General features: G+C 56.0%; 14 protein-coding genes. 13 read left to right on the top strand and 1 reads right to left on the bottom strand.

All coding sequences use genetic code 11. The features are described from left to right. Nucleotides 1-68: 68 nt before the first annotated feature. Genes purD through QA596_09255 form a run of 4 tightly spaced genes read left to right on the top strand, consistent with a single transcriptional unit; the run spans nucleotide 69 to nucleotide 4,502 of the window. Nucleotides 69-1,382 (top strand): phosphoribosylamine--glycine ligase, encoded by a 1,314-nt coding sequence (gene purD, locus QA596_09270; GenBank protein MDG5767653.1) that lies wholly within the window; start codon nucleotides 69-71, stop codon nucleotides 1,380-1,382. Between the two features lie 42 nt (nucleotides 1,383-1,424). After that, nucleotides 1,425-2,327: an NHL repeat-containing protein gene (locus QA596_09265; GenBank protein ID MDG5767652.1), complete on the top strand. Its 903-nt coding sequence runs from the start codon at nucleotides 1,425-1,427 to the stop codon at nucleotides 2,325-2,327. Between the two features lie 5 nt (nucleotides 2,328-2,332). Then, nucleotides 2,333-3,373 (top strand): hypothetical protein, encoded by a 1,041-nt coding sequence (locus tag QA596_09260; GenBank protein ID MDG5767651.1) that lies wholly within the window; start codon nucleotides 2,333-2,335, stop codon nucleotides 3,371-3,373. A gap of 1 nt (nucleotide 3,374) precedes the next feature. Then, on the top strand, nucleotides 3,375-4,502 hold the full coding sequence (locus QA596_09255) for an acyl-CoA reductase (GenBank protein ID MDG5767650.1): 1,128 nt from the start codon (nucleotides 3,375-3,377) through the stop codon (nucleotides 4,500-4,502). A gap of 145 nt (nucleotides 4,503-4,647) precedes the next feature. On the opposite strand, the gene QA596_09250 is transcribed toward QA596_09255, so the two are convergent. After that, on the bottom strand, nucleotides 4,648-6,222 hold the full coding sequence (locus QA596_09250) for a histidine kinase dimerization/phosphoacceptor domain -containing protein (GenBank protein ID MDG5767649.1): 1,575 nt from the start codon (nucleotides 6,220-6,222) through the stop codon (nucleotides 4,648-4,650). 404 nt (nucleotides 6,223-6,626) lie between these two features. Here QA596_09250 and leuS point away from each other — a divergent pair, with 404 nt between their 5' ends. From leuS to QA596_09205, 9 genes are all read left to right on the top strand, one after another. After that, nucleotides 6,627-9,467 (top strand): leucine--tRNA ligase, encoded by a 2,841-nt coding sequence (gene leuS / locus QA596_09245; GenBank protein ID MDG5767648.1) that lies wholly within the window; start codon nucleotides 6,627-6,629, stop codon nucleotides 9,465-9,467. Between the two features lie 187 nt (nucleotides 9,468-9,654). Further along, on the top strand, nucleotides 9,655-10,215 hold the full coding sequence (locus tag QA596_09240; protein MDG5767647.1) for an RNA polymerase sigma-70 factor: 561 nt from the start codon (nucleotides 9,655-9,657) through the stop codon (nucleotides 10,213-10,215). 113 nt (nucleotides 10,216-10,328) lie between these two features. Beyond that, a complete protein-coding gene (locus tag QA596_09235; protein ID MDG5767646.1) occupies nucleotides 10,329-12,623 on the top strand; it encodes a leucine-rich repeat domain-containing protein in 2,295 nt (764 codons plus the stop codon). A 290-nt stretch (nucleotides 12,624-12,913) separates the two neighbouring features. After that, nucleotides 12,914-15,472 (top strand): TonB-dependent receptor, encoded by a 2,559-nt coding sequence (locus QA596_09230; protein MDG5767645.1) that lies wholly within the window; start codon nucleotides 12,914-12,916, stop codon nucleotides 15,470-15,472. Between the two features lie 127 nt (nucleotides 15,473-15,599). Beyond that, nucleotides 15,600-18,509, top strand: coding sequence for a TonB-dependent receptor (locus tag QA596_09225; GenBank protein ID MDG5767644.1), 2,910 nt, complete (start codon nucleotides 15,600-15,602; stop codon nucleotides 18,507-18,509). Nucleotides 18,510-18,535: 26 nt separating this feature from the next. Next, a complete protein-coding gene (locus tag QA596_09220) occupies nucleotides 18,536-19,645 on the top strand; it encodes a FecR domain-containing protein (GenBank protein MDG5767643.1) in 1,110 nt (369 codons plus the stop codon). A 129-nt stretch (nucleotides 19,646-19,774) separates the two neighbouring features. Beyond that, complete coding sequence (locus QA596_09215) at nucleotides 19,775-22,972, top strand: TonB-dependent receptor (GenBank protein MDG5767642.1); 3,198 nt, start codon at nucleotides 19,775-19,777, stop codon at nucleotides 22,970-22,972. A 155-nt stretch (nucleotides 22,973-23,127) separates the two neighbouring features. Further along, on the top strand, nucleotides 23,128-24,249 hold the full coding sequence (locus tag QA596_09210) for an alkaline phosphatase (protein ID MDG5767641.1): 1,122 nt from the start codon (nucleotides 23,128-23,130) through the stop codon (nucleotides 24,247-24,249). Nucleotides 24,250-24,641: 392 nt separating this feature from the next. Further along, nucleotides 24,642-25,477: hypothetical protein (locus QA596_09205; GenBank protein MDG5767640.1), on the top strand; the 836-nt coding region annotated here is incomplete at its 3' end.

Genomic DNA, 25,477 nt, shown 5'->3' with positions numbered 1-25,477 from the left:
ACCCTGCATTTTAGATTAACCGATAACCGGCCACGGCTCCCCGCCGGACCGGAAAAGACCGCAATCCTATGGCACAACACAATGTATTGATACTTGGATCCGGCGGCCGGGAGCATGCCCTGGCATGGGCCCTGAGCCGCTCCCCGAAGCTGGGCAAGCTGTTCATCGCTCCGGGCAATCCGGGAACCGGCGCATATGGCGAAAACATCGCGCTGCCGGGCAGTGATGCCGGGGACGTCACGTCCTGGTTCGAGGCGGTAGCGGGAGTGATTGAGGAACGGCGGATTGACCTGACGGTCGTCGGTCCAGAACAGCCTCTGGTCGACGGTATCACCGATTTTCTGGAGCAGCGCGGCCACAAGGTATTTGGTCCGTCGAAGGCCGCCGCCCGGCTTGAAGGCAGCAAAACCTTCGCCAAGAACCTGATGCACAAGTACAAGATTCCTACGGCCCAATCCACCCATTTCTCGGGACATACCGTGCTGGATGATGTCGAATCGTGGCTCAAATTCGACAACGATACCTGGCCGGTTGTGATCAAGGCCGATGGGCTCGCCGCCGGAAAAGGGGTGTTCATCTGCCGGACGCAGACCGAAGCGCTCCAGCACATGCAGCGCATCCGCGAGGATGAGTCGCTGCGCAGGGCGGCAAAGGAAGTCGTCGTGGAGGAGTTTATGGAAGGTGAAGAGGCCTCGGTTTTTGCTATAACCGACGGGCGCAATGCCCGGCTGCTGCTCTCCGCGCAAGATCACAAGCGCATCGGGGAGGGCGATACCGGTCTCAATACTGGTGGTATGGGAGCCTACGCTCCGGCTCCGGTCGTGGACGAGCGTATGCTCCGCATCGTCGAAGACACCATTCTCTACCCGACGCTCGGGGCCATGCAGCTGGAAGGCCATGGGTACCGGGGCGTGTTGTACCTCGGACTCATGATCACCGACGAGGGGCCCAAAGTCGTCGAGTACAACTGCCGCTTCGGCGACCCCGAGTGCCAGGTGCTGCTGCCCGCCATGAAATCGGATCTGCTTGAAGTCATGCTCGCTACGGTGAACCACCAGCTGGAGTCGTGCGAGGTCGAGATGTCGGACGACCATTTCTGCGGCGTTGTGATGGCTTCGGGAGGATACCCCGAGGCCTATACCAAGGGCAAGGAGATCACCGGGCTGGATGCGGTGTCGGACGTGGCCATCGTCTTCCACAGCGGCACACGCCTGGAGGACGGGAAGCTGCTGACCAACGGCGGCCGCGTTCTCACTGTCGTGGCCGGCGGTCCCGACCTGAAAAGCGCCATCACACGCTGTTACAGTGAAGTGGATAAAATTTCTTTTGATAATGCCGTTTTCAGGAGGGATATTGGAGCCAAGGGGCTGAAGCGAGCCTGAAAACGGGTATCGCGCCCTGTTGGTGCTGCCATGCGTTCCAGTGTGACTCATATTGCCGTTCTGTGCCTGATCCTGCCATTCTGGATGGCACCGGGACCGATGCCGATGCCGGATGCCCCCGGTGTTACCGGAAGCCCGCAGGCGGAACCCCGTTCGCCTGTTCTGACAGGACTAAGCGATGCCGTTGCCGTGCGGGCCTCATCCGCCGGACACCTTTTTATTGTCGAAAGGGGTCGCAACCGCATCCTGAAAATTGACACGGAAGGAGTGAGAATCGACTCGGCAGGACGCCTCGGCAGCGGCGATTACCAGTTTGACAACCCCGTTGCCATCGATCCCACCAACGAACTCAAAATATACGTGGCAGACCGGAACAACCGGCGTATCCAGGTTTTCGACCGCCGCTTCCAGTATATAGGAACGGTCTCCCTGCCGCAGCGCGCCGGATACGGCCAGGCCTACCGCCCCGCGCTGATCACCACCGACTATGCCGGCCGCCTGTTTTTTTACGACGAAGAGCGCCACCGCGTCTTCCGCATCGACAGCAACGGGCAGTATGATCTCAGTTTTGAACTGTTTGGCCCGGACGACCGCGTGCTCCCACTCTCCATGACCATTCTGGATGAAGTGATCTGGGTGGCCGACAGCCGCGAACAGGTCCTTCACCGGTTTTCGCTGTCAGGCTCGTACCTCGGTTTTCTGCACCTGCCCGAACCCGTGCGCGCGCTGGCCAGGGCGCACAGGGAGTTATGGGTGATGGGATCCGCCCATATTATGCAGATTGACGGCACCGGTGAAATTCTCCGCCGCGTGAGTCTGCCGGAAATGGCCGTCGGCCAGGCCTCTCCACTCACATGGCGCAGTTTCACGATCCTTGGCCGGCAGGCATGGCTGCTGCACGGCAGCGGACTGGTGCGGATGGATCTTGGCCCAATGGCAGACTGAGCAGTATGAATACCTCCCGCACAGCATGGCGCAGTTTTGTGATTGATCCCGACATCCCGTTTGAGGAGAAAGCGGATGTTGTGTTCCGGCATCAGTACCGGCATCTGCCTGTCTACAGGAACTTCTGCGAAGGTCTCGGCCTGGACTCGTCTCTTCGGGATGCCATTTCGCCGGCCACACCTGCCGGAGGCGCATCGGTTCGCCCCGAAGAGTATCCGCTGATGCCCATTCAGGTGTTCCGGGATACGCAGGTCAGGGCCGATTATGTCGGGAAACCGGAGATGCGGTTCCGCAGCAGCGGCACGACCGGATCCCGCCGCAGCACCCACCATATCGCCGATAGCAAGCTCTATCTCGAATCGGCGTGGCACGGTTTTACCCGCTTTTACCCGGCTGACGGGTTTGCGATTCTGGCCTGGCTGCCGGGGTACATGGACAACCCCGAGTCGTCGCTTGTTGCCATGATCGACCATTTTGTGCGGCAGGACGACTGCGGCCTCAGCCGTTTTCTTCCGCTCGACCGCACGCCCGGGCAGGAGGCCTGGGAGCAGGTCACCGCCGCCGGAAAGCGGGTGATGCTCTTCGGGGCGGCATTCGGACTCCTGGACCTGATCGACGCCGGGGCGCCGAACCTGCCTGCCGGCTCGGTCATCGTCGAGACCGGGGGCATGAAAACGCGGCGGCGCGAACTCTCCAAACAGGAGTTGCGCAAACAGCTCGCCGCCGGCTTCGGTCTCCCCGCCGACGCCGTACACTCCGAATACGGCATGGCAGAGATGTGCAGCCAGGCATGGGACCCCGGCACCGGCTGGTTCCGGACACCGCCATGGCTCAGAATCAGCATCCGCGATGCCGAAAACCCGCTTCAAACCGTACCGGCAGGGGAGCAGGGACTAATCGGCATCATCGACCTGGCGAATGTCCACTCCCTCTCCTTTTTTTTGACGCAGGATATGGGCATCGCCCGGCAAGACGGCACGTTTCAGGTTCTGGGCCGCCGGGATCACGCCGAACTGCGCGGCTGCAATTTCCTTATGGAGGATTGAGATGGAGAGGCACCGAACTGCATGCATCGCCGGAGCCGTGGACGCCTGGCTGGCCAATGAAGGCGGATTGCTGGGACAGTCGGTGGAACGGACCGTCGCCGAAGGCCTCTTCCCGCGCCATGATGTGACCTTCATGCTGGAGGAAATCAGAAGGACGGTCACCGGAAAAACCCTGATCCAATGGGTGGATACCGCTGTTTCACGAACGGGAATCAAAGCGGAAGCTTCGCCCGGCCAAACCCGGAAGGTGCTGTGCCTGCATGCGGGAAACCTGCCCATGGTCGGCCTGCAGGATCTGTTGGCGGTTCTGCTCTCCGGCGGCGCCTACTACGGGAAGTTGACGCGAAAGGATCCCCGGCTAATGGACGGGCTGCTTCGGTTGTTGCAAGAGCGCCTGCCGGATCAGGTGATTTCATGGAGTACCAATATGGACGATCTTGCGGGTATCCGTGCCGATAATGTACTGTTTGCCGGTTCCGAAGGGTCGGTGGATGCCGTTACCCGCCGCTGCCGGGAGCTCGGACTGTCCCGCGAATACACCCGCTTTTTATATCGCACGGCCCGCTTCTCCATGGCGCTACTCTCCAGCGCCGACTTCAATGATGCCGGAGATCTTGCGCCGGATGTTGCCGGGTCTCTGGCGGAAGCGATTCTGCGATACGATGGTAAGGGCTGCCGGTCGGTAGCCGTGGTCATCGCTCCGGTCACGCTGACGGAAGCGGCCAGCGGGTTGCAATCCGCTCTCATGGACTTCCTTCAGCAAAACCCTTCCGAATCGCAACAACATCCTTCAATCCGCTACTGGTCGGCCTATCTCAAGAGTGTAAAGCGCGCTGTAGTGCGAACCGGACCCGCACTGGTTACCGATGAACCCGACATGGCCGGTATGGAGCGGGTTGTCTGCTGGATACATCATCCCGAACCGGTGGCACAGGCCGAAACACTGGCATCCCGCTACGGCCACCGTCTGCAGCAGGTCTACGTGACGGCGGACACGCTGAAAGAGCACATCCGCAAACCAGTGTCTGATGGCGGCCTTCGATTGGCTCCGCTTGAGGAAGCCCAGCGTCCGCCGATAGCCTGGCAGCCTGACGGGGTGGATGTGCTGCAGTGGCTGCTTGCGGAATAAGCGAATTGTGGGTTTGCAACGGTAGCGCACAGAAGCAGGCAACACGACAAAATTCGGCACTTTCGATCACATGCCGGTTGCGTGTGTGGGCAAGCAACCGCCGCGCAAGCAACCGCCGCACTCACATAATCTCGCGAACATGCGTTCAGTTCTTCGGGAAGTGGATAATGACCGAAGCCCCATCCTCATTCGCGATATTCAGTATGCCTCGAATTTGTTTTACGAGTCCGGTGATGAGCTGGAAACCAAGATTTTGCAGCTTACCGTCGGCAAAATCCTCCAGAAAGGCATCATTGTACCCGACTCCGTTGTCCCGGTAGGCCATCCGTATCCTGCCTTTGCGCTCACTCAGGGATATTGTGATTTTCCCGTTTCCGCTGCCGGGGAAGGCGTATTTCAGGCCGTTATAGATCAGTTCGTTGAGAATCATTCCGCACGGAATGGCATGGGTGATATCCAGATGCACAGGCCCCACGTCGAAATCGATGGTAACACTTCTATCCGGCGCGAAAGTTTCAAGTACATGGCCGGCAAGCTCCATGATATACGAGCCGAAATCAATTTCCGAAAGCGAAGACGCCTGATACAGCTTTTCATGCACCAGTGCCATGGAGCGGATTCGGCTTTCAGCTTTCATGAAAAGTGCCTGTAATTCCGGACGTTCCGCCTGTTCGGCCTCCAGTTCCAGCAATCCGGAAATGACGGCGATGTTGTTTTTAACGCGATGGTGGATTTCCGCCAGCATCACCTCCTTCTCCTTGAGGTTCTGCTGGAGGCTCTTTTCTGCGTTCCGCCAGTTTTCGATATCCCGAAACACCAGAACCACACCGATAATGTCTCCGTCATCGATTCGAATGGGAGCGCCACTGTCGGCAATAGGGATTTCCCTGCCGTCTCTGGAAATCAACAATGTGTGATTGGCCAGGTCCACAGTTTTTCCGTGTTTCAGTACCTTGTCAACCGGATTATCAACTTCTTCCTTGGTGGTTTCATTGATGATGGTGAACACATCCCGGATGGGTTTGCCTGTGGCCTCATCCTCGCTCCATCCGGTAAGCTGTTCGGCGACACCGTTTAGCTGGCGCACCACACCGTTTTTGTCGGTGGTGATGATCCCGTCACCGATGCTGTATAATGTGGTCCGGAAAAGCTGCTCGCTTTCGGCCAGCTTTTGGAAAGTGACATGATCCGCATATTGTCGCGCCAGCAACCGCAGAATCTTTTCAATGAGCAGCTGTTCTTCGGGCAGATATCGCGGAGGCTTCACGGCAGTGTCAGCCAGCCCGGAATCGGGCGCCCCCGGTTTATCAATCTGCAAACCGACCCGAAGTTCAAGGATGATCCCGTCCTCAACCTCTTTGGATGCGACAAGCCCGCCATCACTCATTCTAAAACCGGGGCTGCACCAGGTTCTGCGTCCCAGCCGGATACAGGCTCCCGTCCGTTCGGGATACTGAAATCCCTGTGGTATCAGATGGACAACCTCCTGAAAGGTGGTTTCCATGTCGGCTTCGGTTTTCGATGCCTGAAGACGTGTGATAACCTCATACAGGCAATCACGCTCCTTGACCCGCTCCCGAAGCCTGGCTTTCTTTGCCTGATCCTCATGTTTTTGTTTGAGGAGCTGGTCATGCCAGCTCCTGAGATCGGATGCCAGCTGCGTCATATCCCCAATCTCTCCGGACTCCAGCTGCGCAATTATTATCTTTATGTCATCCATAGCATATGATGATCTTGTGCTTCCTGATCATTCTCCGCACCCGTACTGACTTCCAGAAACGGGCCGGTGTAAGCAGTTGTTTCTCTGATGGTTTGTTGCTTTTTCGTACCTGAATAGCCTGCCCTTCTAAATACAAAAGCTGTCAATAAGTTACAAGAATTTATAGCGCAACCTGCTTTAGCTATCGGGATAGATCACGGCAGTTTATGCAGCCGCCATAAACAGTATAGATGCTTGGGAAAATGGATGGCCTGGAAGGGTGTTGATGTGCAGGGGGGCCGCAGATTCGCCTCTCTTCAATAACCCGAAAAAAAGCTGTATCTTCACACCACAAAACCATCCGCTGTACAGAAATAGCGCATAAAACGGACGTGAAACCGGAATTTTAGTCCCCATTTAGAACCATGAGTGAATACAAACCCGCTGATATCGAACCGAAGTGGCAGGAGTACTGGCTGAAAAACAAAACTTTTCGCACCGATGACAGCGACCGGGACCGCCCGAAGTTCTACGTGCTCGACATGTTTCCCTATCCCAGCAGCTCCGGGCTTCATGTAGGCCATCCGGAAGGGTACACCGCCACCGACATCCTGGCGCGATACAAGCGGATGAATGGTTTCAACGTATTGCATCCCATCGGATGGGACGCTTTCGGACTCCCCGCCGAACAGTATGCCATCAAAACCGGAACTCACCCCGGCATTACCACCAACGCCAATGTCAACGGATTCCGGCGGCAGTTGCAGTCGCTCGGATTCAGCTACGACTGGGACCGCGAGGTCGATACCACCGATCCCGCCTATTACCGCTGGACCCAGTGGATCTTTTTGAAACTGTATGAGCAGGGCCTTGCCTACGAAGCGAGCGTGCCGGTGAACTGGTGTCCGGCGCTGGGCACGGTACTGGCCAATGAGGAGGTGATCGACGGAAAGAGCGAGGTCGGCGGTTTCCCGGTAGAGCGCAAACCGATGCGACAATGGATGCTCAAAATCACGGAGTATGCCGAGCGTCTGCTGAACGACCTCGAGGAACTGGACTGGCCCGAGTCCATCAAGGAGATGCAGCGCAACTGGATCGGCAAATCGGAAGGCGCGAACGTGATTTTCTATCTGAAAGCCGGAAGCGAGACCGGCGCCGGGCCTGCCGAATCCGGCGAAACAGCCGCCGCCACCGATACCATCGAAGTCTTTACCACCCGTCCCGACACCCTGTTTGGCGCCACCTATATGGTGCTGGCGCCCGAACATCCGCTGGTCGACCGGATTACTACCGACGACAGGCGTGAGGCCGTCGCGGCATATCGCAAGGAAGCCGCCAACAAATCGGATCTGGATCGCACCGATCTCAACAAGGACAAAACAGGGGTCTTTACGGGCGGATACGCCGTCAACCCGGTCAACAGCCAGGAGATCCCGGTCTGGGTCGCCGACTATGTGATGATGTCGTACGGAACGGGAGCCATCATGGCGGTGCCGGGCCATGATGAGCGTGACTGGGAATTTGCCCGCAAGTTCGGTCTGCCGATTGTCGAGGTGGTGAAGGGCGGCGATATTGAAAAAGAGGCGTATGTCGACTCCGAAGAAGGGGTCTCGGTCAATTCAGCCAACGATGAAATTTCGCTCGACGGTCTGCCGGTAGCCCAATCCAAAGAGAAAATCACAAAATGGCTCGAGAAAAAGGGCCTGGGTAAATACACGGTCACCTACAAGTTGCGCGATTGGCTCTTTTCACGTCAGCGCTACTGGGGCGAGCCGTTTCCGGTCATACATGTGGACGGGAAGCCCAAGCCGCTGCCGGAGGATCACCTCCCGATTACTCTCCCGGATATGGACGATTTCCAGCCGACACAAACCGGGGAGCCGCCGCTGGCCAAGGCAACAGACTGGGTCAATACCACCGATCCCGAAACGGGGCAGCCCGCGGTCCGTGAGACCAACACCATGCCGCAATGGGCCGGATCGTGCTGGTACTATCTGCGCTATATCAGTCCCGATTACGAAAAAGGTCCGGTGGATCCCGATCAGGAGCGCTATTGGATGCCGGTGGATCTGTACGTAGGCGGAGCAGAGCATGCGGTGCTTCACCTGCTCTACGCGCGGTTCTGGCACAAGGTGCTCTACGATATTGGCGTGGTTTCCACCAAAGAACCGTTCTACCGCCTGGTCAACCAGGGCATGATTCTCGGGGAGCTGGAGTTCACCGCCTACAGGGACGCCGAGGGACGGTTTGTGCCGGCCGACCGGGCCGCTACCGTTGAGGAACTCGAGCGCGTCAAATTGTCGGAGCAGGAGGTGGAGAAACGTGGTGACCGTTTCGTACTCAAGAGAACCGATACGGCCGTGGATGCCCGTTCGTTCAAGATGTCCAAGTCGCGCGGCAACGTGATCAACCCGGACGATGTGGTCGCGCAGTACGGGGCCGATGCCCTGCGGCTGTACGAGATGTTCATGGGTCCGCTTGAGCAGGTAAAACCCTGGAGTATGCAGGGTGTAGAGGGGGTCTACCGGTTTTTGAAACGGGTTTGGCGCCTGTTTATCGATGAACAGACCGGCGAATTGCAGGAATCGATCACCTTTGCACCGGGAAAAGAGGCGAAAGGCGGCTCGGGAGAACCTTCATCATCTGCAAACGGATCCGGAGACGAGGACGGCGGGCCGGGCCGGCCCACGCGCGCACAGATGAAACAGCTGCACGAGGCCATCAAAAAAGTGACCGAGGATATCGAATCCCACCGCTTTAATACCGCCATATCGGCACTGATGATCTTCACCAACGAGGCGATGAAATGGGATGAGCGGCCGGCACAGGTCCTCGGCACGTTTACCCTGCTGCTCTCGCCATTCGCGCCGCACCTGGCGGAAGAGCTGTGGTCACGGCTTCAGGCCAAAGCGGAAAAAGAGGGGAGTGTTATCCTCGACGGAACGATATCACAGTCTGCCGGCAGTGCGCCCGGCCCGGAAGCGGCAACAGGGGGGCAGAACGACTCCGGAACCCTGGCTTATCAGTCCTGGCCGGAGTACGAGGAGCGCTACCTGCAGGACGATACGAAAACATATGCGGTGCAGGTCAATGGTAAGGTGCGCGGGCAGGTCGAAGTGCCGGCCGATCGCGCCGCCGACAAGGAGTACGTCCTTGCGGCCGCAAAAGAGCAGCAATCCGTGGCAAGGCATCTTGCAAAAGGAGAGATCATCAAAGAGATCTTCGTCCCGAACCGGGTGATCAACTTCGTAGTGAAGCCGGGGTAAGCCTTTTGCGCGATTTTCCCCGGTGAAGCAGCGATGCCCAATATCGCGTTGCAGGTTATCATTTATTTTGATAAGCTAAAGCCGCAGATACTATTGAATAAGCACAATCCATGGCTTTGGAAAAAGTCATGGAGAAGGAGGGGTAATATAGTATTGGCATTTCAGGTTGATAACATTTTTATCCAAGATGTCAGTAAAAAAGGGAAAGGAATCCGATCGGCTGCTGGCTGAAAAAATACGCAGAGGCGACAGAAAAGCGTTTACCGATTTATATCGTGCCTATTTTTCTGAGTTATGCTGTTTTGCCCACCGGTATGTTGAAAGTCCGGATATTGCGGAAGAGATGGTCCAGGATGTCTTCATGAACATCTGGAACCGGCGGTCGGAGTGGCACATTGGAATCCACCCCGCAGCCTATCTGTATCGCTCGGTTCGAAACCGGTCGCTTGATTACCTGAAGCATCGCAACGTCGTTTTGCGATGGGAAAAAACCGCCATGCATGAAACCGCCCAGAGTGCACCGTCCCCGGACCTGCTCTATGAACACGATGAACTGGCGGATGCCGTCAGCAAGGCGATTGCAAAACTGCCCGAGCGCCGAAGGACCATTTTTGTCCTTAGCCGTGACCATGAACTCACCTATCGGGAGATCGCGGAGGTCCTGGACATATCCGTAAAAACGGTGGAAACCCAGATGGGACGGGCGTTGAAGATGCTTCGCGACCTCATGAAGAAGCACAACTCCTGAAACAGGCCGCACGCGGTACCGGAAAAAAATAATTTGTAGGGGTGCCGGCAAACCGGGTCGTTCTATAGACAGTTTCACCGATTATTAACAACAACACTTACCGGGGAGTACCTATGAATATTACTACAGAAGGCGGAAGCCGGTGTTTTTCACCTCAGCAATGGTTGACCGGGGCGAAAAATATGCTTGTTTCGGCTCCGGCAAAAAAGATGATCCTCCTGCTATGCGGGACACTGTTATTTGCTGCGTCAGGTTCTTATGCCCAAAAAGCAACCATTATAAACAAAGACGGCATCCAGCTGGATCGTACGCTCGAAGAAATGGGACGATCCGTCCATGAAGACGATTCACTGGCACTTGTGGCTTTGTATCACGCGCTGGACGGACCCAACTGGCGAAATAACTCGGGATGGCTGACCGACATGGTCGAGTTTTGGCATGGCGTCGATCAGGTAGAAGAGGTCAACGACGACGAATGGCGCGTCACGCGTTTTGAATTGCGCAGCAACAGGGGGGTCGGCATAATCCCTGATGATGTCAGAAAACTGGCGTATCTGGAACGCCTAAAAATGGATAACAATCAGATTTTCGGTCCCATCCCCCTGGGCATCACCGAAATTTCCACCCTGCAGCGACTGGAACTGGAGTACAATCTGCTGGAGGGTGAAATACCGTGGGAGGAGTTCGTCACCATGCCCAATCTGGAGCGTCTGGTGCTCCACTCCAACCGGCTGACGGGCGAAATTTCACCGGTAGTGGGTGACTTCCCGCGGCTGCAGCATCTCCGTATCTACCGGAATCAACTTAGCGGACAGATTCCGCCCGAACTGGGCAACGCCTCCACCATTACCCGTCTTGAAATCGGAATCAATCGCTATACCGGGGATATACCGGCAGAACTTGGAAATTTGCCTGAGCTGCAACGGCTGGATATTCGTAACTGCTATGGCCTCAATCCCGGCCCAATTCCCGACTGGATGCTGAACCAGGCCGAGACCCTGGAGCGAGTTTATCTGAACGGCTCCAACCGTACCGGCGAGATTCCCGCGTGGATCAACCAGATGTTCCAGCTGGAAAGGCTCTATCTGGGTGACGGGGATGAGATCGGCGGACCTATTCCCGATATGACGTTCCTGGACAACCTGTATGAACTGCGGCTGGATAACGCGAACTTCACCGGACCCATTCCCGATTGGCTGGCATACCTTCCGGGACTGCAGCGCCTCCGTCTGCGAGACAATGCCTTCACCGGTCAAATTCCGGCCGTTTTTGGCGACGGCGCTTTCCGGCGTATCGATTTCCGGAACCTGCAGCTCGACGGCCCCATGCCGGATCTGCGCAACCTCGATCTCGAGTGGGTCTATCTCAGGAACATCGGTTTTGACCTCGAAGAGATCCCTTCCTGGCTGGAGCACCAGTCCAGACTTCAGCGGCTCGAACTGCGAAACAACGGTATTACCGGTGACATCCCCGACTGGTTGGGAGACCTGACCTCACTGGTGGTCCTTGATCTTTCGGATAACGACATCACCGGACCCATCCCCTCGTGGCTGGAAAACCGGACGGATATCGAACAGCTGCACCTTGGCCGCACACAAATGGATATCACCGAGATTCCCTCCTGGCTTGCCGCTCGTGATAACCTGACCGAACTGGGCCTCGGCGGCCTCGGACTGACCGGTGAAATTCCGCTTTGGCTCTCCAATCTGATCGATCTCAGGGTCCTGGCACTGGATGATAATGAGCTGACCGGCCCCATTCCGCCGCAACTCGGCGACCTGGTTCTCATGGACTCGCTCAACCTGGCCAATAACCACTTCACCGGAGAACTCCCCGAAAACCTGATCAACATGGGAATTTTCGGCGGCGTAACGGAGTTTGACGCCCTGATCGTATCCGGTAACGAAGGTCTCGAAGGGCCTGTGCCGATGATCTATACCAACTGGGATCCCGACGTGATGCGTTTCTTCTGGTTTGACGGTACCGCTCTTTGCGAGCCGGACAACCACTCCTTCAGTGAATGGCTTGAAGCGATCAGCGAACCGTTCGATCCCCTGAATCCGCTGACCTACACCGGTGTTCGGTCAACCGGAATCATCTGTGGCCAGGATGTACCCTCCTCATCGGATGATATCGAGTTGCCCCAACGGGTGCACATGTACCACAACTATCCCAACCCGTTCAACCCGACTACTACGATCCGGTATGATCTTCCGTCCGACAACCATGTCAGTCTGACGATCTTCAATGTACTGGGTCAGCATGTGACGACTCTGGTGAACGGCCATCAGGTTGCCGGCAGCCACACCGTCACCTTCGACGCGTCAAATCTCTCCAGCGGAACCTATTTCTGCAGGCTGGAGGCTGACGGACGCGTCATCACCCAGACGATGATGCTGGTGAAATAAGCGTCTGTTCCAGGCCGTATTTACGCGCCGGTATCCAGCGTTTCACAATGTCGGATGCCGGCGTATAACACGATCCTCCTCATGAGATAAAAGCCTCCGTAATCAGATGGTCCCCTCCAGGATTCGAGGCTTTTATCCATGAGCTTTCACCATCGCAGTCACCCGCATTCTCCTGTATCACCCGGCTTGAACCATGCCGCTGTTTCATTCCGGTAACGGATGCCATTTGAAAACATACATTAGTCGAAAACCCCATGAAAAGGCCTTTCCATATCATATCATTATGTGACGTGAGTCGGACGCAACGCAGCGCCTTGCTGATACTATTTCCCGCTCTGTTATTCGTGCTGCAGGCATTTCCCGCACTGGCCGGGCAAAACAATCCGGAACATACCGCCACCACAGAGCTCCTCCGGGAAGAACCGGAAGCACAGGTGGCCGGGGCGGTGTCCCGAAACGACATCGCGGTCATCTCGTCGCGACAGATGGACTACCTCACCGACATCACCGTTGAGGATGTGATCAGAAGACTGCCCGGGGTGCAGGTCAATCGCAGCGGCAGGCCGAACTTGCACGGTATCGGCGAGGATCGCTTTCTGGTGACACTTGACGGCCGGCGAATGGCGACAACCGGCCTGGGAGACCGCTCTGTGGCGCTATCCCTGCTTTCCGCCGATCTGATCCGCGATGTCGAGGTAATCCGGTTCAACACCCCCGATATGGACGCCGACGCCCTGGCAGGGACCATCAACCTGTCCACCCGGCGCAACGCGGCGACAGGAAGAGAACTCCGCATTATCGCCGGAGGGGGAGGCAACACCCGATATCTGCAGCAAATGAGTCCGGAAGCCCGGTTCGCCGTTCGCTATGCCGACGCCCCCCGCGACGATCTCTCGTTCGCGATCACCCTCTCCCATGATGTAGACCGGCGGGGGTATGAGTCGCTTTCGCTGGGCTACGGCGCCCATGATTTTGGCAATGGTACTGTGGATGTCTACGAACGGATTTCGCCGGCCCTGCACATGGACGAACGCAGCACAACCGCCGGACTCCTGCACCTGACCTACAACCCCTCCGATATCACCCGATTCCAGGTGAGAGGGCTGTTCAGCAAGGGCAGGCAGGATCGTATCCGCCATACCAACAGCTGGAACGCGAACGGAGACTGGCTCTCCCCCCAGGCCACCGGTGAACAGGGCGCGCAGGGCCATTACGGCTATTCCGCTATGCTGAACGATCCGGAAATCCTTCAGCACAATGTTACCTTCGAAGGCAGCCATCTTCTGGATCGGCTTGTGATTCGGTACAACGCCGGCTGGGCACACGGTCAGACCCGCCAGTACCGGGATGAGATGGTGTTTGAACTTGCCGGCCTGGATTTCGAGATCCACAGCCATGACACCGACCGCCCGTCCATGCTGCCCGTCAATATTCCGCTTCAGGAAGATGAGACCATCGATTCGCGCCGGATCCGGTTCCAGTACATGGACCGTGTGTATGACGACCATATCGACAATACGTTTTCCGCCGGACTTGATCTGGAGCTTCCCGTCGGACCACTTGCGCTGCAGGCGGGAACCCACGCGCGATCCACGAATAAAGAAGGCGATTTCAGCGATACCCGATACACCTACCTCCGGCAACTGACCCTGGACCAGTTCCACAAAACACGGCATGGTAATTTCGATGTGCTTGACGAATATTTCATTCCCTCCTTTGTGGATCCCTACAGCGCACGTTCGTTTTACACAGGCAGCAGGCCCACTTTCATGGTGGATGAACGACGCCATTTCTACCGTTCCGGAATCCGCAATTATACCGCCTCGGAACAGGTCTACGCCGGGTACGGCATGGCCGGGTTGCAAACAGGTCCGTTTCACATAATGGCCGGTGTACGAGTCGAACACACCGAAGGTACCTACGATGGCCGCCTGGTCTTCTTTGATGACATCGGCTCATACGTCTCATCGGCCGACACCTCCGTCAGCCATGGCTATACCAACCTGTTTCCCAACGCGCAGCTGGAGTACGCGCCCTCGCCGTCCACCCGGGTCGTAGCCGCCTATTCGCGCAGCATCAACCGCCCGGATTTCAATATGCTCGCACCCTACGAACTGGTTCACGTGCAGAACGAAACCCTGTCGAGGGGCAATCCGGAACTCGATCCGATGACCTCCGACAATCTGAATCTCTTTGCCGAGCAGGAGATCGCGGGCCGGACGCTTGTTACGGCAGGATTGTTCTACAAACGAATTTCCGGCTATATCCACCAGACCAGTTCGGTTATTGCCGGCGGACCCAATGACGGATGGACCGAGTTCAAACTGGCCAACAGTGACGATGAGGCAACCATTTACGGCGTTGAAATCGGTGTACAGGAGCAGTTCCGGTATCTTCCCGGAGTTCTCGCCAATATGGGGATGAGCGCCAACTACACCTGGTCGGAGTCAGATTATGAGATTGCCTGGCGCAGTGGCGATGTTGCACTGCCGGGCCACAGTCCGCATGCCGTAAACGCGGCCTTGCACTACGAACAGGGACGATTCTCCGGACAGGTTACCTGGCACTATACCTCCGAAACGGTTCACTCCCTGAGTTCGCAACAGGCGCTTGTCATCGCGCAGCCTTCCGCCGGCGAAACCTTCATCGATCGCCACTCGGACGGATGGAGTGATCTGTCGGTCGCTTTCCGGCTGAGGATATCGCAGCAGTTCCGCTTCTGGGCGGATGTCAGCAACCTGCTGCGCAACGAATACCTGGTGTATGACTACGACCGTGACCTCTATCCCGTTGAAATCGAAAAATGGGGCGGCATCGGTTTTCGCGCAGGGTTGCGTTTCGATTTGTGATCACCAACCCGCAAAGGTATCCCGGCTAACCGGAACCCTTTCATACCGGACTTTCGATCGCTTCGCATGACATCTTTCCGATGTGCCATGCAATGCCACAGGAACACCGTTTAGAACTATCACGACTATGACTACATCACCCATCGCAACCTTATCCCTTGCTTCCTCACATAGTAGAGACGACTACAGGGCGTCCGGATCCGTGGAGCGGAATCAGCCGGAGTTACTAGCTTCACTCCGGCTGATAATTCCGGTTCTTGCCCTGGTGCTGATTCCGGCCCTGCTGCTACCGGCGGCCGGACGGGTCATGGCCCAGACAGCGACCATCACCGGGGAAGTGACCGATGCATTCACCGGGGAAGTGCTGACGGGGGCAACCGTCATGCTGGAAGGTACCACAATCGGTGTGGCTACCGATATCGATGGGCGCTATACCCTCAGAAGGATACCGGAAGGGGAGTACAGTCTGGTTGTGCGTTACCTAGGTTTTTACACCGCAGAACAACAGGTAGCCGTTACCGGTGATGATCGCCTTGAAGTACATATCGGACTCGAACCGCGGCCCATTGAAGGCGACAATATTCTGGTCGTCGCTTATCAGCGGGGGCAGTCCAGGGCGTTGACACGCCAGCGCGAGTCGGTCAACATCCGGTCGGTCATCTCCTCCGAACAGCTGGACCGGTTTACCACCACTACCGTCGATGGCGCGCTTTCCAGAGTTACCGGCATGCACGGCGGCACCAACATCCGCGGGGTGGGCCGGGCCATGAGTAATGTGACCATGGACGGCCAGCGAATGGGGACTACCGGTACCGGCAGCCGCAGCGTCGATCTCGGGACCATTTCGGTGGATATGGTTCGTGAACTGGATGTGATCAAGGTAATTACACCCGATATGGATGCCGATGCCCTGGCCGGTGTCATCAACATCAGCACACGACGTCCGGTAGGGGCCTCGCGGGAATTTGATGTCAGGCTCGGGGGCGGTTTCACCCCGCGCTACTTTGAACATACGGGTCCCGGTGCCAGGGCAGCCGTCAGTTTCGGCGACTCCCCGCGCGACGACTTTTCCTATGCCGTCAACGCCAGTTATCAACGGGCGCCCGGAACCTCGGAGCTTTTCGAAACCGACTGGGAGATTATGAACTTCGGCGATGGCCCGGTGGATGTGATGTCCTACCTGAGCACCGACCTGCAGTTCGATACGCGCACCCGCTACGGTACCGGAGCCCAGCTGACGTTTCAGCCGACCGAGCGAACCACATTCCACGTACAGGGTATGGTCAATATCCAGGATCGCGAGGATATCAGGCACGGGATGAGCTTCCGCCCCCGTGTGGAGTCCTATATAAGCCAAAACGAGACTTCGCGAGAGTTCGGGCACGACCGGGGCCATGTGCGGTACAACGCCCGGCTGGAACCGTACCGCATCCACCAGTATACCTTCCGGGGATCGGCGCGGCATCTGTTCGACGGCTTCGATATGGAGTACCGGCTTGGATGGGGCCATGGACGGTACAACCGCGAACGATTCGGCTTTCAATTTGAATCACCCAGGGATTACGACTACTACGTCACCCTGGAAGACCGGCACAACCCCACGATCGATATCATCGGCCGGCCGTTTCCGCAGCAGGGTATGTTCGATCTGGTTTATGCAGAAAATACCTGGGATGAGCACCGGGATAATGAACTGTCCGCAACCGTCGACTTCGACGTGCCGCATACCCGCGGATCGTTCAAGTTCGGACTCAGCAACCGGCTGACCATGAAAAACGGAACGCATGAAGACTACCGGATGGATTACGCCAGCCGGGTGAATGTCAGTCAGTTCGAACGGGAGGTTAACGCAGACTGGTTCATTCTCGACCGGGATTACCACTACACCTATCACATACCCTGGTTCATGGACCTCCACTCCGGGCGGGATTTCTTTTTCGGACAGTACCCCCATATGCGGCTTGACCGGGAACGCTGGGCGGAGAGCTCGGAGACCCGCAAGTACGACGCATCCGAATATACCGGAGCTGTTTACGGGATGGGAACGGTCAATATCGGCCGATTTCGCCTGCTGGGCGGCGTTCGGGTGGAACACACCAATAACCGGTACGATGGCAGGGAAGGGGTGATCAATGAGGAAGGCCGCTTCCGGGGGGCAACCGATGTCAACAGTACCAACAATTATACCCATGTGTTCCCCAATGCGCAGATTGTCTACGGTGTAGGACGCATGTCCAATGTCCGTATCGCATGGTCCCGTTCCATCGGCCGACCCGATTTCGATCAGCTGGCACCCTACAGGCTGATCAACTACGACCGCGAAATTATTCGTCGCGGCAACCCCGAACTCAACCCGATGGTTTCGGACAACCTGGATTTTTTGATCGAGCACTATTTCATGAATGTGGGTGAACTCACCCTCGGCCTCTACTACAAAAAGCTGAGCGATTTCGTCTACCAGTTTGAACGCCGTATCCAGGAAGGTCCCCACACGGGATGGATGGAGCGTACGTTTTTAAACGGAGAGTCGGCCACCGTATACGGGGCAGAGGTCTCCTGGCAGCAGCAGCTCGATTTCCTGCCCGGTGCGCTCGGCAACATGGGGACGTTCCTGAACTACACCTGGTCTCACTCCGTTGCGGATCTTGACCGGGATCGCGATCGATTCGGGACCTTTCCACTGGTCGACCAGCGGCCGCACATTGTGAATGCGGGCCTGGATTACAACCATGGCGGGTTTTCGGCAAGCGCGTTCTATCGATGGTCATCGCCGGTGCTCCGTTCCTACGGCTCACTGCAATGGGTTCCGGAGATCCAGCTTCAGGAGCGTGTCTGGTTCGATCGCTACAGTACCGGTCGTAATGATCTGTCGTTGTCGGTCCGCTACAGGATCACCTCGAATATCCGGATATGGGCCGATGCCGGTAACCTGCTGGGCCAAACAACAGTAGATTATTATTACGATCGTGATTATTATCCTCATGTAACCCGTTACAGTGTAAGACACTTTAATATTGGAATGAGGTACAGTCTGTAATTATTGGCCGGAGGAAAAAGTATCGATTGAAGGAAGATTTTGAATATCGCAGAATGGCCAAATATCTGGCCGGTGAGTGCACCGCTGAAGAAGAGCGGGAAGTAGAGAAGTGGCTCAAGCAGGAGCCGAATCGGGACGCACTCATGGGCGAGTTACGTCAAATATGGTACGCCAAACAGCCGAACACGAAGCAACACGATGTCTCGTCATCGCTGGAACGGCTTGAAAAGCGGCTGGACGCGGATTCTGAAGCATCCTCGGGTACCGGATATGGTGCAAAGGAAATCGATCGGATACCCGCTGCAACGGGCAGTGCACATCATGCCGCCCGGGTCCGTTCAAGAAAACAGCAGCGCCGCAGCGCCATGCACTGGATAATGCGTACTGCGGCAGTATTACTCATAGCGGCAGGAATTACGGCACTTTCCATCTTTCTGTACCAAACGTCTGTGCAGGAAACCGCCGAACTGATGGGAATGCGGGAAGTTGTTACCGGTCATGGTGAACGGGCTACGATTGTGCTGGACGACGGCTCTCAGGTCCGGCTTAACGTTGGAAGCAGTCTGATGATCCCGGAAACGTTTGGAGAGAATACCCGTACCGTTCACCTTTCTGGCGAAGCTTTTTTTGATATAGTCCCGGACAGCCGCTCTTTCCGGGTGCACACAGACATCGCAACCGCCGAGGTGCTTGGCACCCGTTTTAACGTCTACTCCTACGAGGAAGAACCCTGCATCAAGCTGATTGTAACGGAAGGGTCGGTGCGGTTGTTGCCGTCGGAGGAGACATACGGACGGCATGAAGGCGTGATGCTCTCATCCGGAGAAATGGGTATTATTGACCGGCTGAGTCCGGGTGAGATCACCATGTCCCATCATGTGGATGTCGACAGATTTATCGCCTGGCGGGAGAATAAATTGATATTTGAAGACACCCCGCTGGAGCAGGCCGCACGGGTATTGAATCGGTGGTATGGTGTGGAGGTATATTTTTCCGATCCTGAAATCTCCGGGTTGAGGCTTTCGGCTTCGTTCAGGAACGAACCACTGCCGGAGGTGATCAGGGTAATGGCACTGTCGCTCAACCTATCCTACGAAGTGAAAGACAGGGAAATCCACTTCAAGCCTTCCGAATAAGGGAGCACAAGGATCCGCTGTTACTGAAACGCGTTAACCGGGAATCCCGCACCCGCGCCTTGTGCGGATTAGCACGGCAAATAGTGACCGGGCATGCAGTACTCTTGTTGTTTGCATCAAAAATTACCCATGAAGCGGGTACAGTTTGTATTTGCCCTTGTGATGACCGGCCTGTTATGCCACGGACAGGTCATGGCACAGGTACGGCCGGTTACCGATCACGGGCCGGAACACGAATCGGATCGAAATCCACTGATTTATTACGCTCCCGCCAATCTGGACGAGCATCACCAGGAGGCCATGAACACCCTGATTTCCGTCCGGCTGGATAATGTCTCACTGGAAGATGCCATCGTGGCCATCGCATCCAAAGCCGGGTTCCGGGTTGCGTTTTCGAGGGATGCGCTCAACATTGACTGGAAACAGCCGGTCTCTGTGGACTATGAACGCGCCACTCTGCTGGGGGCACTCTACCGCCTGCTCTACGATCACGAAATCCACCATATCAATATCGCGTTTTCACGGTATGGGCAGCTTATTCTGGTTCCCAATCATGTGAACGGCCGAACCCCTCATCACCTGGTTCAGGTATCTCTGGTGAACTATGGGACCGTTTCAGGCAGGGTTACCGACGAAACCACCGGAGAAGTGATGCCCGGAGCCCACGTGGTTCTTGAAGGTACCCGACTTGGTGCGGTAGCGGACCAGGACGGACGTTTCGTCATCCGCCTGATTCCCGAAGGCTCATACGCGGTTACCGCCTCCTACCTGGGCTATAGACCCTATACGGCGTATCTGAATGTGGAGGGTAACAGCAGGGTGGATTATGACCTGGCGCTGAAAGAGGACCTGATCCACGGCCAAAACCTCCAGATCATCGCACATCTGAGAGGTCAGGCCCGTGCAATGACCCGCCAGCGTGAATCCATCAACATCCGCTCCGTCATCTCATCGGAACAGATCGATCGTTACACCACCATGACTGTGGAGGATGTGTTGCTGCGGGTGACCGGGATGCATGGCGGTTCAAATATCCGCGGCGTTGGTAGCGCCATGAGCAATACTACCGTCGACGGACAGCGTATGGGTACCACCGGAACCGGCAGCCGGGATGTCGATCTGAGCACCCTGTCGGTTGACATGACACGCGAACTGGAAGTAATCAAGGTGCTTACCCCCGACATGGATGCCGATGCCCTCGCAGGTGTAATCAACATCAACACGCGCCGGCCCGTCGGAGGGGCACGGGAACTGGATATTCGCGCCGGTGGCGGATTGATCCCTGCCTTTTATCAGCAATCCGGGACGGGAGCAAGGGTAGCCGCCAGTTACGGCGATTCCCACGGCAAGGAATTCTCCTATGCTGTCAATGTGAGCTATCAGCGATCGCCCAGCGTGGGTGAAGGGTTTGAAACAGACTGGGAGATCATGAATTTCGGTAACGGCCCGGTCGACGTTCTGTCCTATCTCATCACAGGACTACAGTTTGATACCCGGCAACGATTCGGCACCGGCATCCAGCTGACATTCCAGCCGTCCGACCGTACCTCGTTTCATGTCCAGGGCATGGTGAATGTCCAGCGCCGGGATGACCATCGCTACGGCCTGTCATATCGGCCCAGAGTGGAAACCTACATCAACCAGCACACGACCTCACGGGAATTCGGACATGATCGCGGCTATATTACCTACGACGCTCGTACGGAGGATTTTCGCATCGATCAGTATACCTTCCGCGCCTCGGCCAGACACCTGTTCCAGGATTTCGATCTGGAGTATCGCATCGGATGGGGACATGGCCGCTTTGATCGCGATCGGTACCGGTTTCGGTTTGAATCCCCCCGGGAGTACGAGTATTTCGTTACTCTCGATGACAGAAAGAGCCCCACCATCGATCTGATCAACCGGCCCTTCCCGTCCCAAAACCTGTTTGATCTAAACTTTGTGGATAACACCTGGGACGAACACCGGGACAATGAGCTCTCCGCCGCCATCGACGCCACCATCCCGCACCACCAGGGATATCTTAAAGTTGGGGCAAGCAACCGCCTTACGAAAAAAAAAGGGGCGTTTGAGGACTTCCGGATGGATTATGCCAGCCGGGTAACCATCTCGCAGTTCGATAAATATGTAAATTCCGACTGGGATATCCTGGGAAGAAAACATCACCATACCTACCATATTCCCTGGATGTTGAATTTGAACAGCGCGCGGGATTTTTATTACGGACAGTATCCCCATATGAGGCTGGACCGGATTCGCTGGGCCGAAAACTCGGATACACGAAATTACCGGGCGTCCGAGTATACCGCTGCCGGCTACGCCATGAGCAACCTTGTTCTGGGCAGGATCACCTGGCTGGCCGGATTCAGGATGGAGCAAACCCTGAACAGCTACAGGGGCCGTGCCGGCCTGATCGACTCCAGCGGCCGCTATCGCGGATCCACCGTTGCAGAGAACCATACCTCGTATTTTCGGTTCTTCCCCAATACCCAGCTTGTCTTCGGTCTGGGGCGAATGACCAATATGCGCCTTGCATGGTCCCGATCCATCGGGCGGCCCGATTTTAACCAGCTCTCGCCCTACCGGCTCAAGAACTATGACCGTGAGACGATCGTGGGAGGGAACCCCAACCTCAAGCCGATGATATCCAATAACCTGGACTTTCTCATCGAACATTATTTCATGAACGTCGGGGAGTTTACGGCTGGACTCTTTTATAAGCAACTCAGTGACTTTGTCTATCCTGTTGAGCAGCGTATCCAGGAAGGGGAGTTCAGCGGATGGCACGAACGCTCCTGGCTGAATGGCGATCGTGCAACCGTGTACGGACTCGAACTTTCGTGGCAGCAAAAACTTGATTTCCTGCCTTCGTTCCTGAGCAATCTGGGCAGCATTGTAAACTACAGCTGGTCACGCTCCGTTGCCGACCTGGACCGAAACAGCGATCGGTACGGTACCTTTCCGCTGCCGGGGCATCACCCGCATATTGTGAATGCCGGATTGAATTTCGATATGGGAGGATTCTCGGCCGGTGCTTTTTACAGCTGGTCAACTCCGGCACTGGTAGCCTACGGAAATCTCCGGTGGGTTCCGGAAATGCAGCTGCAGGAACGGGTGTGGTTTGACCGGTACCGGACCGGAAGCAACAACCTTTCCATCACCGCCAGTTACCGCTTAACCTCCGAGGTTACCCTATGGGCCGATGCCAACAACCTGTTCAGAACAAAAACAATCGATTACTTTTACGACCGAACCTACTACCCTCACCTGATTCAGTACCAGCACATCCCGCAAGTTTTTATGGGGATCCGTTTTATGATCTGATTCTCCCTCTGTATCCCGGAATTTTGCCCGGCCGATAATATTTGTTAAAAGGTGAGGGAAGTTTGTCGGGGTAACCTATCTTGTAGTCGTTCTTTTAAGAGGACACGGTCATTTCCAAAAAAAATCATTTCCAAAAACCAAAAAGAAAAACTGTCATGTTTGATAATTTCCGCGCTTCCCGCTTTTCTGCCGTATTTCTTTTGTTCCTGTTTTTGATCGCTTCATGTACCGGCGGAAAGGGTCCGGATGCCGATAAAGAGCAGAACATCCCCAAAAATATCATCCTGCTGATCGGTGATGGTATGAGTTATCCGCAGGTGGCCGCCGCCTGGTATGAGTTCGGCGGTTTGAACATGACCGGCATGCCCTATACGGGATCGGCCTTCACGCATTCGTTAAACAACAGGGTTACCGATTCGGCAGCGGCGGGTACCGCCTTGTCGACAGGGTATAAAACCAACAGCGGGATGGTTGCACAACTGCCCGACGGTACGCCACTGGAGACCATCGCGCAATATGCCTCCTCACTGGGCAAAAGCACGGCGATCATGGCATCCGTCAGGGTTACACATGCCACACCCGCTGTGTTCGGTGTCCATCACCCTGACCGGGGCGAGGAGTTTGATATCGCCGAAAAATTTGTCGATTCCGGCATCGATATGCTGCTGGGTGCGGGATGGAACTATTTTCTGCCCGAAGGTGAGGGCGGTGAGCGCGAAGACGGCCGCAACCTGATTGCCGAGATGGAAGAGAAAGGGTATGTCTATATCGATGATGAAGAGAATATCGACCAGATCGCGGGCAATGACCGTGTGATCGCTTTTCTTCGGGGGGCGAATCTGCAGCGCTACCCGCAGCGCGGAGACCAGATGAACCGGCTCACCGTCGCGGCGCTTGAACAGCTTTCCCAAAATCCGGAAGGCTTCTTCATTATGATCGAAGGCGCCATGATCGACTGGGGCGGCCATGCCAACGACGCTGAATATGTGCTGCAGGAGACGAAGGATTTTGACAATGTGGTCGGTGATGCGCTGGAGTTTGCAAAAAATGATGGCAATACGCTGGTCATTGTGACGGCCGATCATGAGACCGGCGGAATGACGCTGAACTCCGGAAGTGAAGGGGGCCACGAATACGGGTGGACGACCGGTGGCCATACCGCGCTTCCGGTGCCTGTCTACACCTATGGCCCTTCGGCGGAGAAGTTTACCGGTACCTATCATATCACTGACGTGGCACGTAAGATGTTCTCGCTCTGGGGCAAGGAACTGGAGTAACCAACCGGCTGATGTAATTTTCCAATCCCGGCTCCGAAGGCGGAACCGGCCATTGGAACCGTTGACACCTCCTGTCGGAGGTTGTTGGGCAAGACGGGAAAATGCAGGGTGTACACCTTGTGTTTTCCCGTTTTTTTTTGGTGATCTCTTTGGGTCACTGACCAGGCGGACTTGCTCGGTCCTGTCGGTGAGCCAGGACGCGCTGTCCCCGTCGTTCAGCACCGGCCACTAATACGCCCGTTTCAAAAAAAAATAAAAAAGTCGCTTAAGGTTCCATACAGGTGGTCGATAACGAAAGTGGATGTCCATATGCCTGTGTTATTTTGCAAGTACGCAATTCGCCGAAAAATAATTTCAATCGGCCCACTTTCAGGTCTAAAAAGTCAAAATAGTTGGCCATTTATAAACCACCATCTCAAAATGTGGCAGAGCTTGGAGAACTGAGTTTCGTGCAGGAAAGGGGGAGGACGGTTTTCGGCAGTTCTGTACTTCATCAAGCACTCTCGTGTTTGATGAGAGCAGGTGCGATTATGCTAATTTTGCTGCTCACCGGAATGGCCGGCATGGCGCAGGAAGTGATTGATTTTCACAATGTTATTCCGGACGAGCAGCATGGGCACGAATTCCCGGTAACTGCCACAGGTACGGATGGTGTCGGCGTAACGATTACTTTTATTGACCCCAGATGGATGCCAATGGAGGAAGCAGGCTGGGGAATCTATTCAGCCCGGGATTGTGCCGATATCGGGTTTCAGGGCAGTGCCACGGAAGGTTGCGTTTCATCGATCTTGACCCAGCACCACAGTGTTGTGCAACTGGAGTTTGACGAACCAGTGAATATCCATGGTATCGATTTGTCGAAGCTGAATCCATTTACCACTGGCTACAATTACACCAAGGAAATTCGTTTTTTTGCAGGTACACCTTCAACCGAATTTGGATTTAGCTCCACTTTTGACCAGGGGCCGGTAAATTTTGATGACAGCTATATCATGGACGTGTCAGCCGACCAGGTGATGACACATGCTGAAATTGAACTTAGTGAAGTCACACACTTCTGGTTTTATGCGGCCTGGAAGGACACCGAGCAGGTTGAGGACGAGGGTTATGCCGTAGAAATGAATTGGGTCATTGACCAAATTCATTACACAGGCATTGCGGAACCCCCGCAGGTGCACACCGGTGCGGTGGCCGATCTTGGCGGGACCTGGGCGCAGGTGGCCGCCAG

The sequence above is a fragment of the Balneolales bacterium ANBcel1 genome (genome assembly GCA_029688905.1).
Lineage (GTDB): Bacteria > Bacteroidota > Rhodothermia > Balneolales > Natronogracilivirgulaceae > SLLW01.
The sequence above is the reverse complement of the archived record's forward strand: the minus strand, read 5'-3'. Positions and strand labels throughout refer to the sequence as shown.

What these genes read in the sequence shown, in the direction of transcription:
- QA596_09240 (MDG5767647.1), top strand. Translation starts at nt 9,655, where the DNA reads ATGTCAGTAAAAAAGGGAAAGGAATCCGATCGGCTGCTGGCTGAAAAA.
- QA596_09250 (MDG5767649.1), bottom strand. Translation starts at nt 6,222, where the DNA reads ATGGATGACATAAAGATAATAATTGCGCAGCTGGAGTCCGGAGAGATT.
- QA596_09235 (MDG5767646.1), top strand. Translation starts at nt 10,329, where the DNA reads ATGAATATTACTACAGAAGGCGGAAGCCGGTGTTTTTCACCTCAGCAA.
- QA596_09225 (MDG5767644.1), top strand. Translation starts at nt 15,600, where the DNA reads ATGACTACATCACCCATCGCAACCTTATCCCTTGCTTCCTCACATAGT.
- purD (MDG5767653.1), top strand. Translation starts at nt 69, where the DNA reads ATGGCACAACACAATGTATTGATACTTGGATCCGGCGGCCGGGAGCAT.
- QA596_09255 (MDG5767650.1), top strand. Translation starts at nt 3,375, where the DNA reads ATGGAGAGGCACCGAACTGCATGCATCGCCGGAGCCGTGGACGCCTGG.
- leuS (MDG5767648.1), top strand. Translation starts at nt 6,627, where the DNA reads ATGAGTGAATACAAACCCGCTGATATCGAACCGAAGTGGCAGGAGTAC.
- QA596_09215 (MDG5767642.1), top strand. Translation starts at nt 19,775, where the DNA reads ATGAAGCGGGTACAGTTTGTATTTGCCCTTGTGATGACCGGCCTGTTA.
- QA596_09260 (MDG5767651.1), top strand. Translation starts at nt 2,333, where the DNA reads ATGAATACCTCCCGCACAGCATGGCGCAGTTTTGTGATTGATCCCGAC.
- QA596_09210 (MDG5767641.1), top strand. Translation starts at nt 23,128, where the DNA reads ATGTTTGATAATTTCCGCGCTTCCCGCTTTTCTGCCGTATTTCTTTTG.